Here is a 15007-nt window from a genome sequence, read left to right as displayed (position 1 = left end):
CTCGCCTTTCTGGGGTGGTCAGGGCAGGGCCGGCGCGGGATCCGGCTCCCGCTTGCCGGCGGGCCGGCTCAGCTCCACGGGTTTGGCGTACACGCGGGACAGCAGGGGCCCCGTCATGGCGGTGGTGACCACGGCCATCACGACCATGAGGGAGTACAGGCCGCTGTCGAGCAGCTTCAGCTGGAGCCCGATGTCGAGGATGACCAGCTCGGTCAGGCCCCGGGTGTTCATCAGCGCACCGAGTGCCGCCGCGGGCCGGGCCGGCACGCCCTGGGACCGGGCGGCGAGGTAGGCGCCGCCGAACTTCCCCGCCACGGCCACCAGCAGGATCGCCCCGAGTTGCAGCAGATCGCCGCCGTGCAGCCGGCTGAGGTCGACCTGTGACCCGGCCACCACGAAGTAGACCGGCAGCAGCAGGGAGGTGATCCGCCCGGTGCGCTCGAGAAGTTCGGTGCGCAGGCGGGCGGTGTTCTGCCGGGGGATCATCAGCCCGAAGAGGAAGGCACCGAAGATGTAGTGCATCCCCATCGCCTCGGTCGCCGCCGCCGAGAGCAGCGCCCCGATCAGCGCGACAGCGGTGCCCGGGGCGGCCAGCCGTCCGGCTGTGCCGCCCCGGAGCAGTACGCGGCGCAGCAGGGGCCGCACCGCCAGCAGCATCAGCACCACGTACGGCAGCATCAACAGCACCGGCCAGCGGGGTCCGCCGCCATTGCCGACCGTCGCCTGCACGCCGGCCAGCGCGGCCCAGGCCACCACGTCCACAACGGCGGCCGTGGCCAGCGCGATCCCGCCCACTGCGGTGGCGGACAGTCCGCGGTCGCTCAGGATGCGGGCGAGGACCGGGAAGGCGGTCACCGACACCGCGAGACCGATGAAGACGACGAAGGCCGCCCGCTCCTGGGGCTGGTGCTCGTGGGCCAGCCACAGGGCCAGCCCGACTCCCAGCAGGAACGGCAGCGCCGTGGACCCGAAGGCCGAGACAGCCGTGATCCGGCCCCGCCCCCGCAGTGACGCGGTGTCGATCTCCAGCCCCACGGTGAACATGAAGAGGGCGACACCCACGGCGGCCATGCCGGTCAGCGGTATGCGGACGTCGGTGGGGAACAGGGTGCCGCTGATCGCCGCGGGCAGCAGCGTGGGGCCGAGCAGGACGCCCGCGAGGATCTCACCGACGACCGGCGGCTGCCCCATCCGGCCGAGGAGCCACCCGAGACCACGGGCCAGCAGCAGGATCAGGGCCAGGTCGATGAACAGCAGTTGCAGCTGATGACTGGTCATGTCGAGGCCATCTCGCTCTCAGTTCCCCGGCGGGGATCAGACCTTCGATGTCCCGGCGGCCGGTGCCATCGTGTCTGCGATCAGATCGCCGAGGTCGATGTGGAACAGCGGGTGCCGGCCGCTGAGCCCGGATATCAGCGTCACGAAGTCCGCGGAGGGCTCGTTCTTGCGTTCCGGATCGACCAGCTCCTGGGCGAGGCTGTAGTAGAACTCCTTGTACTTGGTCTGGTCGTAGAAGCGCTCCACGAAGGCACGGATCTCGTCGAAGAACCCGGAGTACGCGGTGGCGTACCGATCCAGCGCCTTCTCCTCGATCGCCGGATGCTCGATGACCCGGTCGAGGATCTTGGCCAGGGTGCTGCCCGCGAGCGTGGCCAGCGCGACCCCGGTGGAGAACAGCGGGTCGACGAAGGCGGCGGAGTCCCCGACCAGGACCCAGCCGTCGCCGTGGAACCGGTTGCTGTGGTACGACCAGTCGCGCGCCGTACGGAATCCGGCGGACTGACGGGCCCCGGCGAGCATCTTCGCGAGCTTGGTCGTGCGTTGCCGCCTGGAGTGGAACAGATCTTCCAGCGACTGACCGTCCTCGCCGGCGGTGGCCGAGCGCGTCACATAGCCGACGCTGACCGTGCCCTTGTCGATGGGAATGGCCCAGAACCAGCCGTCGTCCAGCCCTTCGATGAGGATGTTGGTGTACTCGTCACCGGGCAGCCGCTCGCAGTTGTCGAAGTACGTCCACACCGCGACGTTGCGCAATTCGTCGTGCCACTTCACGTCGGTGAGCCGGCGGCCGAGCACCCGGGCCTGCCCCGACGCGTCGACGACCAGCTGAGCCCGCACCTCGTGCAGCCCGTCCAGGCCGCGCAGCGCGAAGCGCACCCCACGCACCCGGCCGTCCTCCACGACGGGCTCCTTGACGGTGGCGTCCTCGATCACGGAGGCACCGAGCTCCTTGGCCCGGTCCAGGATGAGCGCATCCAGGTCGGCTCGCCGGGTGTGGAAGGCGTACGGATACGCACCACCCTCGACGAACGAGAAGTTCCACGGCACCTGGTTGTTTCCCCAGACCAGGGTGCCGCCGTACTTGCGCTCGAACCCCCGCGCGTCCATGCGCTCGGTTATCCCCATCTCCTGCATGGGGCGCATGAAGGCCGGGATGAGTGATTCCCCGACGTGATACCGGGGGAAGCGCTCGCGATCGAGGACCAGGACGCGACGACCGCGCTGAGCCAGCAGCCCGGCGGTCGTCGCTCCGGCCGGCCCGCCGCCGATCACGATCACGTCGTACTCGTCAGGAACCTGGAAAAGGGCAGACGGCATTCTGGGACCTCCCGTGATGGGCTGGATGGTCGCGTTCGGACGTTCGACCCTCGTCCGCGGGACCCTCGGTAAGGGGCCCGGAACGTGGTGGTCCAGGACGCGCTCGCCGGCACGCCGGTCCGGCGGATGTCAGGCGCAAGCCTCAGTCTCTACCGCATCGGACATATCAAGTGTCCGTGAGCGATCGCGCCATCACATCACGTGTTCGCGGGTTCTTCGGGTGGTCCCTGACGGGTGGACGAGGGCCGGGTGCCGCCATCCCGGCCGCCGGTCAGGCTTCGCCCGCGAGCACCGCCATGGCCGCCGGATCCTGGTACTCGCGCCACAGCACGACGCGCCCGTCGCGGACCCGTACCACCAGGACGAGGGGCGCCGTGGCCCTCACCCCGTCGGCCTCCCGCACGCCCTCCACCGTGTACTCCACGATGGCGACCTCCGGGTCCGCGGTCTCGTGCACCACCACATCACGCACATCCGTGAAGCGGACGCGCCCGGACAGTGCTCTGGCCCAGCCGCCGAACTCCGCCCGGCCCTCGAAGCGGCGCGGCTCGCCCGGCCGCGCGAAGGGCACCTCGCCGATCACGTCCTCGGCGAGCATCGCCCGGTAGTCGACGCCGGTCCTCTCCTCCGCGAGCAGTCGCGCCCGGTGCAGCTCGAACGCATCGCGTGGCCCCGCCAGCGGCCCCGTTGCCGTACCTGTCATCACAACCTCCGATTCGATCGCTCAACCCGGTCCTGCGGTCAGGCCAGCCCTTCCCTGAACCCCTGGCGCCACGAGGGGTAGTGCGGCTGCCAGCCGAGCTCCCGCTTGGCCTTGGCGTTGGAGAAGCCGCGCCCCTCGGTCATCAGGATCACCGCGAACTCCCCGGCCAGCAGCCGGGCCTGCGACTCGGGGATGGCCGGGGGCGGCTCCGCGCCCGCGCACTCGGCCAGGTGCGGCAGCCAGTCGCTGGCCGGAGCGGGCTCGTCGTCGACGATGTTGAACACGCCCTTGGGCTGCTGCTCCACGGCCAGGACGGTAGCGCTCGCCGCGTCGTCGATGTGCACCCACGACATGTAGCCACTACCCTTGCCGACGAGCGGGTACTTTCGTTCCCGCACCATCATGACCTGGTCGTCGGTGGCGCCCGGCCCGTAGAACCCGCCGTAGCGCAGCACCGTGCCGCCGGCCTTGACGACCACGTCCTCGAGGTGGAGAAGCGCCTCTCCAGCCTTGCGGAATTTCGGCCCCGCCTGCGCTGTCAGCGGGTCCTCCTCGGTCTTCACCCAGCCGCCCGTGCGATCGCCGTTCCAGCTGGCGTGGCCCTGGGCGACCACGTGGGACACGCCGGTCGCCTCGGCGGCGGCCAGCAGGTTGTCCGTACCCTCGGTCCGCAGCAGGTTGGTGGTGGCGAAGTAGCGGTCCGGGTCCTGGGTCACGGGCTGGCTGTTGTCGATCGCGGTCATCTGCTGGACGATCACATCCGGGCGGGCTTTCGCCACCGCCTGCTGGACCGCTTTCGCGTCGAGGCCGTCCAGCACGATCGCGTCGGCGCCCAGCCGCGCCAGCATGTCCAGTTTGGCGGCCTTGGTCGTCGTTGCCGTAACCTGATGGCCTCGCGTCACGAGCTGCGGCACCAGCCGCCGCCCGATCACTCCGCTGCCGCCTGCCACGAACACTCGCATGATCATTCACCTTCCTCGGTGAGCGATGCCGGCTCTCGCTGTCTGCTGGAAGATCGAAGAACTCCGAGAACCGGAGAATGGGGTACGAAACCGGTGGCACCTACCGGCGGAGGTGGTCCACGTCGGGGACCGGTCCGGCCCGGCCCATCCTGCGCGTCCTCGCGGAAACGGGAAACCTTCGGGCGGTGGCGACCTCGACACCACCCTAGACGCGTCCACAAAGGACCACAACGACTCACTGTTACATCGATTGATGTCACAGTATTAAGTGCTGCCTATCGTGACGAGCAACACAATTTTGCTGGGTGAACGGCGTTCACGCCAGAGGTCACGGTGCGTGCACATGCAGGCTGGCGGGTGGCTCTTCGGTGAGCATGATGTCGATATTGAGAGGAATTCTGTTCACACAAAGTGAGTCTTATAAAACGTTCCGTGATCCCTGCTCCTGCCATACCGTATGAGCCTGCGAGGACGGCTATGTCGGGGGGCGTGACGTTGCAGGCGGTAGGACGTGACCGGGAGTGGAAGATCCTGACGGACGCGATCACCGCGCTCGAACGGGGTACAGGGTCCTGCGTCGTCCTCACCGGCGTCGCCGGAATCGGGAAGACCCTATTGCTGGACAGCGCCGCTTCGCTCGCTGTGGAACGTCATCTGCTGGTCGCCCGCGGCCGCGCCACCGAGCTGGACCGGGTGGCTCCGCTGTCCACCGTCGTCAGCACCCTCCGTTCGGTCCTCGGCCCGGACCGGCTGCCCCCGACCGGCGCCAACCAGTACTCGCGGATAGACCTCGTCACCGAGCGGCTGGAGGAAGTGACCCGCGAGCGGCCGCTGGTGATCGTCATCGACGACGCGCAGTGGACGGACGAGCTCAGCGCCTTCGCCCTGCGCGTCCTGGTGCCGAGGCTGTCGTTGCTGCCGATCCTCTGGCTGTTCGCCCGGTCGCCCGTGCCGGCCGAGCTGCCCGCGCAGAACGCGCTCCGCTGGCTGATCGGCGACGGGGTCCGCGAGGTGCACCTGCGCCCGCTGACCGACGACGCGATCGCCGAGCTGTGCCACCGGGTGCTCGGCGCGCGCGCGGATGCCACCGTGTCCGCCATCGCCGCCCGCAGCGGCGGGAACCCTTTCCTGCTGCAGGAGGTGCTCACCAATCTCTGCGCGACCGAGCGCATCAGCACCTGCGACGGGCTGGCCAGTGTCGTCGGCAGCGAACTGCCCTCCGGCTTCCTGTCCGCGGTCGAACAGCGGCTGTGCAGTCTGTCGCCGGAGGTTCGCCAGCTGCTGCAGATCGGCGCGGTCCTCGGCGGAACTTTCTCCCTGCACACCGCGGCCCTGCTGCTGCACCGCCCGACCAGCGAGGTGATGACCATCGCCGACGAGGCCGTCGCCAGCGGCACGCTCGTCGACTGTGACTCCCGGCTCGCTTTCCAGCACGACCTGGTCCGTGAGGCGGTCTACGACAACATGAACGGCGCGGTGCGCTCGATGCTGCATCGGGAGGCCACCCTGGTGTTGCGGGCCGAGGGCCGGCCGGTCGTCGAGCTCGCGGATCATCTGGTCCGCGCCGAGTACCGCGGCGACGTGCAGACCGTCGAGCTGCTGCGGGCGGCAGCCGGGCAGATGGCCGCCTGCGCGCCCAGCACCTCGGCGAACCTGCTGCTGCGGGCGGTCGAGATGCTCGAGGACGCTGACCGCAGCCGGCCCATGCTGATCTCCGACGCGGTGCGCATGCTGGCCTCCGCCGGCCGGCTCGCCGAGGCCCGCAAGTGGGGTGAGCGCGCTCTTCGCGGCCCGGTCAATGCGGAGGTCGAGGGGCAGCTGGTGCTCGGCCTGGCCGAGTCGTACAAGCACGCCGGGCACAACGGCGCGGTGGTGGAGCTGACCGATCGCGGCTTGGCCCTGCCCTCCGCCGACCAGCCGATCCGGGCCCAGCTGTACGCGGTCCGGGCGCACGCGCTGCTGGCCACCGACCTCCGGGCGGCCGACCAGGCCGCCGACCAGGCCGTGGACCTGGGGATGCGGGCGGGTGTCTCCGCGGCCGTGGCGTTCGGCAGCGCCGCGCGCAGCGTGGTCGCCCGGGCGCGCGGTGACCTCGACGACGCGGTGCGGTTCGCCAAGGACGCGGTGGCCGAGATCGGGCGGGCCGGTGGCGTGGCCGAGCACCACCACCCCGACATCTGGATGGGGGCGGCCCTGGTCGCCCAGGACCGCTTCGAGGAAGCGGAGGAGATCTACGCCACCGGACAGCGTGAGGCGGAGAAGCTGGGTACCGCGTGGTCGTTGCCGTTGTGGCACTTCTACCGCGCGTCGCTGTACTTCGCGCAGGGCCGGCTGTCCGACGTGGAAGCCGAAGGGGAAGCCGGACTGCGGGTGGCCGAGCACGTCGGCGCGTTGCAGCTGAGCGTGCCGCTGGCTGCGCTGCTGGGCCGGGTGTCGGCGTTGCGCGACCAGATGCCGCTCGCGCGTGACTATCTGCACCGTACGCAACGGATGCTGGCCACCGGGATCACTGTGCCACCCGAGGACGCCGCCTGGGCCGCCGCGGTCATCCACGAGGCCAGTGGGCAGGTGAAGGAGGCGTACCAGGCGCTCACCGAGCTGAACTTCCAGCTGCCCGAGCGGATGCTCATGTTCGTGCAGGACCCGGGGGCGCTCGCCGCCATGGTACGGATCAACAAGCAGGCCGGCCGGCCCGCCGAGGAGGCCCGGATCGCCGCCCTCGCCGCCGGGCTGGCCCGCCGCAACCCCGGCAACCCCACTCTCGCCGGCGCGGCGGCCCACGCCGACGGCCTGGCCCGGATGGATGTCACGCGCCTCAACGAGAGCGTGGCGCTGCTGGAAAGTTCGCGGCGGCCGCTGGTCCGGGCGAGTGCGTTGGAGGACACCGCCGTCGCCGAGCTCGCGGCCGGACGTAAGACGCGGGGCATCAAGCTGCTCAAGGCCGCGCTCGCCGGCTACGAGGAATGCGGGGCCCGGCAGGGCCTGCTGCGGGTGGAACGGCGGATGCAGGCCGTCGGCGTCCGTCAGCAGGCCGGGTCGGCGCCCGTGGAGTCGCCACTGGTCGGGCTCACCCAGGCCGAGTTACGGGTCGTCGAGCTGGTCGTCAAGGGTGCGACCAACCGCGAGGTGGCACGCCAGCTGTTCTTGTCACCGCACACGGTGGACAGCCATCTTCGTAAGGTGTTCGCAAAGCTGGGGATCAGCAGCCGGGTGGAGCTGACCCGGATCGTCATGGCAAACCCGGATATCACGTAAGAACGCCTTTCCGTCCCACCGCCTCCAGCCGCGGCATCGACGGATCCGGTCCCGGCACCGAGGACCCCACGAACACGTGATGTTGTCGCTGTGTCCGATCGATGGATGCTGCCTTGTGTCGAGGATGCGGACACGAGGGGAAAATGGCGATGACCGCGGACGGGTTCTTTCTGAAGCCAGGCACCGGCCGGCCGATCGGCCATCAGGTGACTCTGAAGGTGGGTGAGGTACACACCCCTAACATGCTGGCGGTCGAGTGCCGGTTCGCGCCCGGCTTCGACGTGGGGGCGCATCTGCACACCACGCACGAGGAGATCTTCTACGTGCTCGAGGGCGAGGTGGAGCTGTTCGCCTTCGAACCGACGGTACGGACATCCGAGCCGGGCTCGTGGACGAGCTGGGAGTCGTCCAGCGGCGACAAGGTGGCCCGGGCGACGCCCGGCAGCGTGCTGTACGTGCCGCGCGGAACCCCGCACGGCTTCCGCAACCCCGGCCTGGTCCCGATGCGGTTCCTGCTGGTCGCCACGCCGGCCGGGCACGAGAACTACCAGCAGGACATCGCCGACCTGCTGGCCGCCCCGCCCGGCGACGAGAAAGCGTTGCAGGAGGCGGTGGCGGAGATCCGCCGGCGGCACCACACGGAGCAGCTGACGCCGGCCGTGCCGGTTCCCGAGGACTACTGATGACCGGCGTTCCGGTCGTGGTCGTCGGCGCCGGTCCGGTCGGCATGGTCGCGGCGCTGGAACTGGCCCACCACGGGGTGGCCTGCCTGCTGGCCGAGCAGAACGCCGGTCCGACCGTGCACCCGAAGATGGAGTTCACCAACCCCCGCACCATGGAGCACCACGCCCGGCTGGGGATCGCCGAGGACATCCGCCGCGCGGGAGTGCCGGCGAAGTATCCGTTCGACGTCATCTGGTCGACCGGCCTGGGCGGCGACGCGCTGGCCGTCTGGCGGCAACCGTCCGTCGAGGAGAAGTGGCAGCAGATCCGGGAGCTCAACGACGGGTCCCAGCCCAGCCAGCCGTACCAGCGGATCTCGCAGGCCGAGCTCGAGCCGGTCCTGCTGGAGCGGTGCCGGCGCCACCCGCTGATCGACGTCCGCAACCAGTGGCGGTTCACGTCGCTGGAGCAGGACGCCGACGGGGTCACCAGCACCTTCGAGGACGTGGCGTCCGGGGCGACCCGGCGGGTCCGCTCCCGCTACCTGGCCGCCTGCGACGGCGCGTCCAGCACCGTACGGCGCGCCGTCGGCATCCCGCTCACCGGTGGTGGCATCGCGGACGCGGCGGACGGCGGGGTCCGGGAGCTGCCGGCGGCGTACTCGGTGACGTTCCGCAGCACCGACAGCGCGAACCTGTTCCGGCAGGGATACTTCTGGCACTACTTCACCGACCGGTACGTGCTCATCTCGCTCGACGAGGCGGGGACGTGGTCGTTCCACGCCGTCCGCCAGAGTGATTTCGATCCTCCGCCGTCCGATCCGGCCGGGTGGATCCGGTCGCTGCTGGGTGTCGACCTGGCCATCGACCAGGTGCACGTCAGCTCGCGCTGGACGCCGCAATATCTGATCGCCGACAGCTACCGCAGCGGCCGCGTGCTGCTCGCCGGTGACGCCGCGCACCAGATGTTCCCGGCCGGCAGCCATGGCATGAACACCGGCGCCGGCGACGCGGTCGACCTCGGCTGGAAGCTGGCCGCGCTCATCAACGGGTACGGCGGCCCGGCGCTGCTGGACAGCTACGAGGTGGAGCGCCGGCCGGTCGGGCTGCGCAACATGGCCATGTCCCGCAGTCACCTGGACGTGCACTTCCGGCACATGCGGCTGCGCCAGGAGAACGCCCCGGCGGCCCAACTGGCCGAGTTCCTGGCCGCGCAGCCGGGCGAGAACACGTACGAGGGCATCTATCTGGACTACCGCTACCGCGATTCCCCGCTCGTCTGGGCCGACGGCACCGCCGAGCCGCCGGCCGAGCCGCTGCGGTACCGGCCGAGCACCTGGCCGGGTGCGCGGCCGCCGAGCCTGCTGCTGGCCGACGGCAGCCAGCTGTTCGACCGGTTCGGCCCCGAGTTCACCCTCGTCGACACCGCCGGCGACGGACGGGCCGAGCCCCTGCTGGCCGCCGCCGGTGAGCGGGGCCTGCCGGTGCGTCACGTCGTGATTCAGGAGCCGCGCGTCCGCGAGCTGTGGGAGCGCGACCTGGTGCTGATCCGCCCGGACCAGCACGTCGCCTGGCGCGGCGACACCGCCGGTGACCGTCCGGCCGCGGTCATCGACCGGGCGCGGGGAGCGACCGGCGATCGCACCGCATCCGCGCTCCGCTGAGCGCACCTGTCAGCAGAGTTTCCTACCGTCTAAGGAGCTGCACGAATGTCCACGGCGACCAACGATCCGCGTACGAACCAGATCGATCCGCTGCGTGAGCTGTTCTACGCCCACTACCGCTTCCAGTTCCTGAGCGCGGCCTGCGAGTTCCACCTCTTCGAGCTGCTCGGCCGGGAACCGGGCCTGACCCGCGACGAGATCGCCGGCCGGCTGGGCATCGAGAACCAGCCCGCGCGCATCCTGCTGCTCGGCGTCACGTCGGCCGGCCTGCTGCGCAAAGAGGGCGACCGGTACTACAACACGGCGGTCGCCGAACCGCTGGCCGGCAAGCTGGACGACGTGCCGGCCGCGTTCGTGCCCTGGGAGCAGCACGTCAACTACCGGCCGATGGCGTGGTTCTACGAGTCCCTGAAGGAGTACACGAACGTCGGCCTGCGCGAAGCCATTCCGGGTGAGTCGCCCACGCTGTACGGCCGGCTCGCGCAGACCCCCAAGCTGGAGAAGACCTTCCACAACATGATGGGGTCGGTCAGCCGGCTGGTGGCCGAGGAACTGGTGCAGCACCTGGACCTGTCGAAGTACACCCACCTGCTGGACATCGGCGGCGGGACCGCGATCAACGCGACGCACCTGGCCCGGCGCTGGCCGCACCTGCAGGTGACGATCGTGGATCTGCCGACCGTCGCGGAGCGGGCGAACGAGAAGATCGCCACCCTGGACCTCAGCGACCGGGTCCGCGCGGTGGGCCTGGACGCGTTCCAGGACGAGTTCCCGAAGGGCTGCGACGCGGTCCTGTTCGGCCACTTCCTGGAGATCTGGTCGATCGAGCGGAACAAGGAGCTGCTGGCCAAGGCCGGTCGCGCGGTGGAGAAGGGCGCCGGGATCTTCGTGGTCACCCCCGGCGCCGACGACGACGGCACCGGCCCGGACCTGGCGGCGGCGCTGTCGGCGTACTTCCTGACCGTGGCCAGCGGTGAGGGCATGGTGTACACCTGTGCCGAGTACGAGGACTGGTTCGGTGATGCCGGCTTCGAGCCGACCGGCCGGATGTACGTCGGCGGGCTCGGCGACGTGGTGATCTCCGGCGTCAAGCGCTGAGAAGCCCGAAGGGGCCGGCCGGATGGACATCCGGCCGGCCCCTGGTCCTTGCCCCTGGGAAGGACGACCTTGCGTCAGCGGCGCCGGGCACCGACCGTACGGGGCGCTGCCAGCGCGGACAGCACGACGGCGGTGACCGGTACGGCGGCACAGCGCTCGGCTGCCCAGGTCAGCGCGAGCCGGTGGTACTCCAGCGAGAAGTCGGCCACCGCGTCGGCGACCAGGAACGGCTGGATGTCGTTGGTGAACGCGTCGGCCGCGGTCATCAGGCAGCCGATGTGGGCGAACACCCCGCACACGATCAGCTGATCGCGCCCGGTGCGGCGCATGAAGTCGAGCAGCTCGGTACGGTGCAGCGCGCTGTAGCGCCACTTGGTCAGCACCAGATCACCGGCGGCCGGGCGGATCTCCGCGATCACCTCGCGGTCGTCCGGCTCGCTGGTCATGCCGGAGCCCCAGAAGTCCTTCAGCAGCCCTCGTTGCTCGTCGCTCATGTCACCGGGCTGGGCGGTGTACGCGACCGGGACGCCCAGCCGCGCACAGTGCTCGCGCAGGGCCCGGACATTGTCGATCAGCCCGGTGACCGGCGCCTCATCCGGCGGGAAGAACCGCACGAAGTACCGCTGCATGTCGTGGATGAGCAGGACCGCACGCTCGGGATCGAGCACCCAGCCGGCTCTGCTCTCGGGTACCTCGTCGGGTGCGGGCATGGGATACGACGTGATGCGCGGGATGCTCACTGTTTCTCTCCTCACCTGGTGGGCGGCGAACCGTTCCAGTTCGCGACGACGGCCAGCGCCTGCTCGGGGTTGAGGCGCGGGTCGCAGAGCGTGGTGTACGTCTCGTCGGGCCGGAACCGGTCGAGCTCACCGGCATCGGCGACGCACTCGGTCACCGCATGGGGAGTGGTCTCCAGATGCAGGCCGCCGGCCACTCCGCCGGCAGCGGTCACCGCTTCCTGGAAGGCGCACACCTCACGCACGATCGTGTCGACACGCCGCGTCTTGCGGCCGTCCGGTGCGGTGACCGTGTTGCCGTGCATCGGGTCGCACAGCCAGATCACCGGGTGACCAGCCGCCCGCACCGCGGCGACCAGGTCCGGCAGACGCTGGGCGGCCAGGTCGGCGCCGAGGCGGGCGATCAGGGTCAGCCGGCCGGGCTCGCGGTCCGGGTCCAGCGCGGCGCACAGCTCCTTCAGGCCGTCCGGGCTCATCCCCGGGCCCACCTTGCAGGCGACCGGATTGCTGATGGCGGAGAACAGGCGTACGTGCGCGCCGTCGAGCTGCCGCGTGCGGTCGCCGATCCACGGCCAGTGGGTCGAGCCGAGCATCAGCCGCCCGCCGGACAGGTGCCGGACCTGCGGCAGCTCGTAGTCGAGCACCAGGGCCTCGTGGCTGGTCCACACCGGGCCGTGCGGCCGCGGGCGCCACGACGACGCGCGCCACAGATGGTCCATCGCCGCGGCGGCGGCCCGGTAGCAGGTCAGCATGCGCAGCGGATCCGGGCGTCGGGACAGCGGACCGGGTTCGGCCCCGCTGATCATCAGGCCGCGAAAGGCCGGCAGGTCGACGCCGTCGACCGTTTCGGTGTGCCGGGTGCGCGGCTTGGCGAACTGCCCGGCCAGCCGGCCGGCGCGGACGACCGGGCGGCCGGTGCGGAACTGCAGCACCCCGGCGAGCGCATCGAGCAGGCCGGCCTTGCGCGACAGTGCCGTGGGTTCGCACTCGGCCGGGTCCTCGGCGCAGTCGCCGGCCTGCACCACCAGCATCCGGCCGGCGGCCACCTCGGCCAGCAGCCGGCGCAGTGCGTCGACGTCGGCCCAGGCCACCAGCGATGGTGCCGCGGCCAGCTCGGAACGGACCCGGTCGACGAGCCACTCGTCCGCCCAGGCCGGTTGCTGGGCGGCCGGCAGCGTGCGCCAGTAGTCGAGGGTGCGCTCGGCCGGGGCGGTGTGCAGCGGGGTGGGACGGGTCAGCGTGGCGTTGCCGATCACCAGATCTCCTTTGCTCGTACGGCGGTCAGGGTGGGAGATGTACTCCCGAGCAACTCGCCGGCGGTCTCGCCGACGAGAGAGACGCCGCGCCGGGTCAGCACCGACTCGGCGTGGAACTGGAACGAACGAAACGTCCGGCCGCGCATCGCGTGCACGGCACCGGTCGCCGGGTCACGGTCCAGGTCGGCCAGGTCGATCCGGTCGGCGGCAGCGTAGGCACTGAAGGAGTTGTAGAACCCGCAGTGCTCGAGCCGGCCACGCAGCCGGATCGCGTGCTGGGCACCCTGGTTCGGCGCCGGCAGCGGGCGGACCGGCAGGCCCAGCAGGGTGGCGAGGACTTGGTGGCCCAGGCAGACCGCGAGCAACGGCCGCTGCTCGTCGAGCGCCCGGGACAGGATGCGGCGCATCGTGGCGATCTTCGGATCGGCGGTCGCGCGTGGATCACCCGGTCCCGGCCCCATCACCACCAGATCGTGACCCTCCAGCGACGGCTCGGTGTCGAACCGGCGGACCGTCACCCGCAGCCCCATGGTGCTGAGCTGGTGCCCGAGCATCTCGGTGAAGTCGTCCTCGCATTCCACGACGAGCACGCTGCGGCCCAGCAGTGCGGGCAAGGGCCGGATCCGCTCCTGCGGTGCCTGCAGCCAGAACGGCGCCAGGCGCGCGTTGCGGTCGGCGAGGGCGCGGCCGACCGCCGGGTGGTTCCACGGTACGGCCGGCGGTGCGGCGTCCTCCCGTAGAGCTGCGTCCGGGCTGAACGCGGCCAGCAGCGCCTGCGCCTTGCCTCTGGTCTCGGCGGCCTCGGCATGCGGGTCGGAGTGGCGGACCAGGGTGGCGCCGACGTCGATGCGTACCGATCCGGTGGCGTCGATGTCGGCCGAGCGGATCACGATGGCCGAGTCCAGGGCCTGGCCGCCGCGGGCGTCCCGGCCGATCAGGGCCAGGACGCCGGCGTAGTACGCACGGCCCGCCGGCTCATAGCGGGCGATCACCCGGCAGGCGCTCTCCAGCGGACTGCCGGTGACCGTCGGCGCGAACAGGGTCTCCCGCAGGATCCGGCGTACGTCGAAGTCGGTGCGTCCTTCGATGAAGTACTCGGTGTGGGCCAGACGGGCCATCGGGCGCAGCCGGGGGCCGATCACCTGGCCGCCGTCCGGGCACACCCGGCCCATCATCTTGAGTTCCTCGTCGAGCACCATGTAGAGCTCGTCGGTCTCCTTGCTGTCGGCCAGGAACCGCAGCGTGGAGGCCAGGTCCGGGCCGGCGGCCGGATATCGGAAGGTGCCGCTGATCGGGTTCATGGTCGCCGTACCGGCGTCGAGGGTGATGTGCCGTTCCGGGCTGGCACCGACCAGCGTGCGTTCGGGGGTGTGCACCAGGAACGTCCAATGCGTACCGGTCTCGTCCCGGAGCAGCCGGCCGAACACCTCGAGTGCGTGGTGACGCGGCTGGGCGGCGTATTCCTCGATGTCGGCCAGCAGCGAGCGGCGGATGACGAAGTTGGCGCCCTCACCGGTACCTATCTCGTCCGCGGTGATCCGGCGGACCAGCTCGGCGTACGCGTCGTCGTCGATGTCGAAGTGCGCGCCGCGCAACGTCGTCGCGACGTCCGGCACCGCTTCGAGGACCTCGGCCACGGTCAGCGTGCGCTGATCGGTGACCCGCAGGGCCAGCAGCGGCGTCCCATCGTCGACGACGTCGTAGCCGCGCTCGGCGATCTGGCGGAAGGGCACCAGCGCGAGCAGGTCGTGGGCCGGCCCGGCGGGTGCCGGACCGGTCGACAGCGGCAGGTCGGCGAGCCGGGGCACCGTCACCACCTCGCCGATCAGCAGATCGACGGTGTCACGGTCGGATTCGGGCCGGTGCAACAGCGCGAACGGCGGGCCGTCCGGTCGCAGGATGTGGTCGGGCCAGGTCATCTCGCTCGCTTTCAACGCGGTCCGGGGATGAGACACCCCGCCGGTGGCACACATGGCCGCGGGGGGGGGGGGGGGGGGGGGGGGGGGGGGGGAGGGGGGGGGGGGGGGGGGGGGGAGGGGGTGGGGGTTTGGTGGGGTAAAAACAAACACCCC

General features: G+C 70.8%; 11 protein-coding genes. 4 read left to right on the top strand and 7 right to left on the bottom strand.

Features of this window, described 5'->3' with window-relative positions:
• Window positions 1-18 precede the first annotated feature (18 nt).
• The 4 genes from ACZ6S4_RS32340 to ACZ6S4_RS32325 form a co-directional block, all read right to left on the bottom strand.
• Window positions 19-1278 (bottom strand): cation:proton antiporter domain-containing protein, encoded by a 1260-nt coding sequence (locus ACZ6S4_RS32340; RefSeq protein ID WP_465478544.1) that lies wholly within the window; start codon window positions 1276-1278, stop codon window positions 19-21.
• A 36-nt stretch (window positions 1279-1314) separates the two neighbouring features.
• Window positions 1315-2598: an NAD(P)/FAD-dependent oxidoreductase gene (locus ACZ6S4_RS32335; protein ID WP_465478543.1), complete on the bottom strand. Its 1284-nt coding sequence runs from the start codon at window positions 2596-2598 to the stop codon at window positions 1315-1317.
• A gap of 271 nt (window positions 2599-2869) precedes the next feature.
• A complete protein-coding gene (locus ACZ6S4_RS32330; protein ID WP_465478542.1) occupies window positions 2870-3301 on the bottom strand; it encodes a nuclear transport factor 2 family protein in 432 nt (143 codons plus the stop codon).
• Between the two features lie 38 nt (window positions 3302-3339).
• On the bottom strand, window positions 3340-4263 hold the full coding sequence (locus tag ACZ6S4_RS32325; protein WP_465478541.1) for an NAD-dependent epimerase/dehydratase family protein: 924 nt from the start codon (window positions 4261-4263) through the stop codon (window positions 3340-3342).
• Window positions 4264-4752: 489 nt separating this feature from the next.
• On the opposite strand from ACZ6S4_RS32325, the gene ACZ6S4_RS32320 reads away from it, so the two are divergent.
• The 4 genes from ACZ6S4_RS32320 to ACZ6S4_RS32305 all read left to right on the top strand — a co-directional run bounded on the left by ACZ6S4_RS32320 (window position 4753) and on the right by ACZ6S4_RS32305 (window position 10942).
• Window positions 4753-7518: a helix-turn-helix transcriptional regulator gene (locus ACZ6S4_RS32320; protein WP_465478540.1), complete on the top strand. Its 2766-nt coding sequence runs from the start codon at window positions 4753-4755 to the stop codon at window positions 7516-7518.
• A gap of 242 nt (window positions 7519-7760) precedes the next feature.
• Complete coding sequence (locus tag ACZ6S4_RS32315; RefSeq protein WP_465478539.1) at window positions 7761-8201, top strand: cupin domain-containing protein; 441 nt, start codon at window positions 7761-7763, stop codon at window positions 8199-8201.
• Window positions 8201-9844 (top strand): FAD-dependent monooxygenase, encoded by a 1644-nt coding sequence (locus ACZ6S4_RS32310; RefSeq protein ID WP_465478538.1) that lies wholly within the window; start codon window positions 8201-8203, stop codon window positions 9842-9844. Before ACZ6S4_RS32315 ends, ACZ6S4_RS32310 begins: the two co-directional genes overlap by 1 nt.
• A gap of 45 nt (window positions 9845-9889) precedes the next feature.
• Window positions 9890-10942, top strand: coding sequence for a methyltransferase (locus tag ACZ6S4_RS32305; protein ID WP_465478537.1), 1053 nt, complete (start codon window positions 9890-9892; stop codon window positions 10940-10942).
• Between the two features lie 74 nt (window positions 10943-11016).
• Here the strand turns inward: ACZ6S4_RS32305 and ACZ6S4_RS32300 are convergent, their stop codons facing one another.
• From ACZ6S4_RS32300 to ACZ6S4_RS32290, 3 genes are read right to left on the bottom strand one after another with little or no spacing between them, the layout of a single operon-like run.
• Window positions 11017-11682, bottom strand: a complete 666-nt coding sequence (locus tag ACZ6S4_RS32300) for an isochorismatase family protein (protein ID WP_465478536.1) — start codon at window positions 11680-11682, stop codon at window positions 11017-11019.
• An 11-nt stretch (window positions 11683-11693) separates the two neighbouring features.
• Window positions 11694-12935, bottom strand: coding sequence for a 3-deoxy-7-phosphoheptulonate synthase (locus tag ACZ6S4_RS32295; protein ID WP_465478535.1), 1242 nt, complete (start codon window positions 12933-12935; stop codon window positions 11694-11696).
• Window positions 12932-14854, bottom strand: a complete 1923-nt coding sequence (locus ACZ6S4_RS32290; protein ID WP_465478534.1) for an anthranilate synthase family protein — start codon at window positions 14852-14854, stop codon at window positions 12932-12934. The genes ACZ6S4_RS32295 and ACZ6S4_RS32290 overlap by 4 nt, the downstream gene beginning before the upstream one ends.
• Window positions 14855-15007: the final 153 nt, after the last annotated feature.

Source organism: Actinoplanes sp. NPDC051405, assembly GCF_055586185.1.
The sequence above is the reverse complement of the archived record's forward strand: the minus strand, read 5'-3'. Positions and strand labels throughout refer to the sequence as shown.